The organism is Facklamia sp. P9177 (genome assembly GCF_050409585.1).
Lineage (GTDB): Bacteria > Bacillota > Bacilli > Lactobacillales > Aerococcaceae > Facklamia.
On record NZ_JBNUPE010000034.1, the window covers coordinates 1 to 2,166 of the forward strand.

Here is a 2,166-nt window from a genome sequence, read left to right on the forward strand (position 1 = left end):
ATAGTGGGACATTTTGATTTGTGTTCTCTTGAGACATTATCATTTACGTTTAACATTTTTTAATTGTATCAAAGTAATTGTTAAAAAATGATAACAATGTTAGAATGTTATATGGTTAGAAGGTGATAATTTAAAAAAATATTCAAACAGTATATTAGTTTTTTAATGAATTAAAAACATTACAATTTATAAATCTTGGTTAAATAAATTTTTGTATATTTTCGTTATTAGGCGTTAATTAATTTCAATAAAAGAGAGGAGAATTTTTGATGAAAGATCGAAAAATTTTAACTATTTTTATGGTTTTATTTTTAGTATTAAATCTTTTTAGTCCACTAGTTAATAGTGGTTCCACTATTGAAGCTCAGGAAGTTTCGACGAGTGAGGATTCTGTCAGCAGTTCTGACAATAGTAATCAAAGCAAGCAAATTTTAAACAAAGACGAACTTGCTTCTACAACAAAGAGTGAGGGTGAAGAAACAACTGTTGCGCAAGAAGTTACATCTGCAACAGAGCAAGTAGAAGAAGTATCCAAATTATATTCATCTTCTACTGAATTAAATACATCGATAAAGGATGCCACAGAGACTTCCCAAGAACCTTCTGAGGAAACATCTGTTTTTGGCGATTTAGAAAAAGAAAAAATTATTCATGATAGCATTATCATGCCAGCAACTTTCGTTTTCCATAAAACGGACGAATTTGGAGAACCTCTACAAGGAGCAGTCTTTGCCTTGCAAGATTTAGCAGGTAATATTATAAAAGCTGTATCGGATGAAGAAGGTAAAGTATCGTTCGAAAATTTAAAGAAAAGATATTATGTATTATCTGAAATAGAAGCACCGTATAACTATGCTCTTAATAAGCAGAAATATTATTTAACCTTTGATGATCAAAACAATGTTATTATTGGTAACGAAGCGCCAAGAAATATTAATTCATTGATTGAGAATGTCGACTTTTCTTTTGAGAAATTCTTAGAAATGTATTCAACAAGTAATCCTGAACGGGGAGACTATGCAGTTTCTAAAAAGGATATTTATCCGAATGCCCCGACTGATCATTTTAAAACGAGTATTAGATTTAATATTAATCACCCTGTTAAGCCGGGAGATTATTTTGATTTAGTTTTAGATGATAACTTAAAATTTGGTTATATCTCTCCTAATAGTGTAAAGGCTCCTGATTTATTATTAGAAGGAACACAAGATATTTTAGCAACAGTTGATTATTTAGCTGCTTTTAATACTTTTAGATATAGTTTTACCAACATTGTATCCCCCGAAGGCAAGACAGTAGAAAATGCTAAGATAAATTTAGGTATTGTCGGAATTGATAGAGAGAAAGTGAAGTATAATAAAGACGATCTAACGTTTACTAATCACATAGGTACTACTGAAATGGTTTCTGAACCCTTTAATATTATCTATGATTTAAGAAGACCAGATTATGGAAATTATTATGTGGATGGTGATAGTTACACTCCATCGATTGGTACAGTTATTAAAGAATTGAATGAAGATGAAGACTTTATTGATTATAGGATTTATCTGAACCCTGCAAATCAAGAAATTTACACCAATGGCTATTTAGATTTATTTGGAGGAGCGATTAATGGTGTAACGAGCTCATACGTTACGGAAAATTCTCCAATTACTATTTATAAAGTTTATCCTAATCAATTTGTACCAAGTTATGGAATGGAAACAACGAATTTAGAAGATGTAACGTCTAATTTTGAAACGTATTTTATTGAAAATGATGGAACAAACAGAGGCTATTATCGAGAATTGAATGATTTAATGCGAATTCGTTTTACGGAAGATGATTTTAAAAAAGGAATTGGCTATTTAATTGACATACGTCTGAAGGCCTCAGAAGAGAATATGGCACAATATAAAGCGATGGCTTTATGGGTCAATTCAGACCAGATTTCAGATATGGGAATCACCACTGGACATGGTTGGACATTAAATCAAGTGCCTTCTGGAGCGAGTGCAATCGCGCCTAAATTTACACCGCGTGATTTGGTCATTTCAAATTCACTTGAAGCGACTACTACAGTGGAGACGACCGAAGAACCAACAACTGTTGAAACTAGTGAAGCGACTACTACAGTGGAGACGACCGAAGAACCAACAACTGTTGAAACCAGTGAAGTAACCA

General features: G+C 32.1%; 1 protein-coding gene. It reads left to right on the forward strand.

Going from position 1 to position 2,166, the window contains the following annotated elements; all coding sequences use genetic code 11:
- Positions 1 to 269: 269 nt before the first annotated feature.
- Positions 270 to 2,166 (forward strand): SpaA isopeptide-forming pilin-related protein (locus ACQV18_RS09300; RefSeq protein ID WP_428893006.1); only part of this gene is annotated, 1,897 nt, incomplete at its 3' end.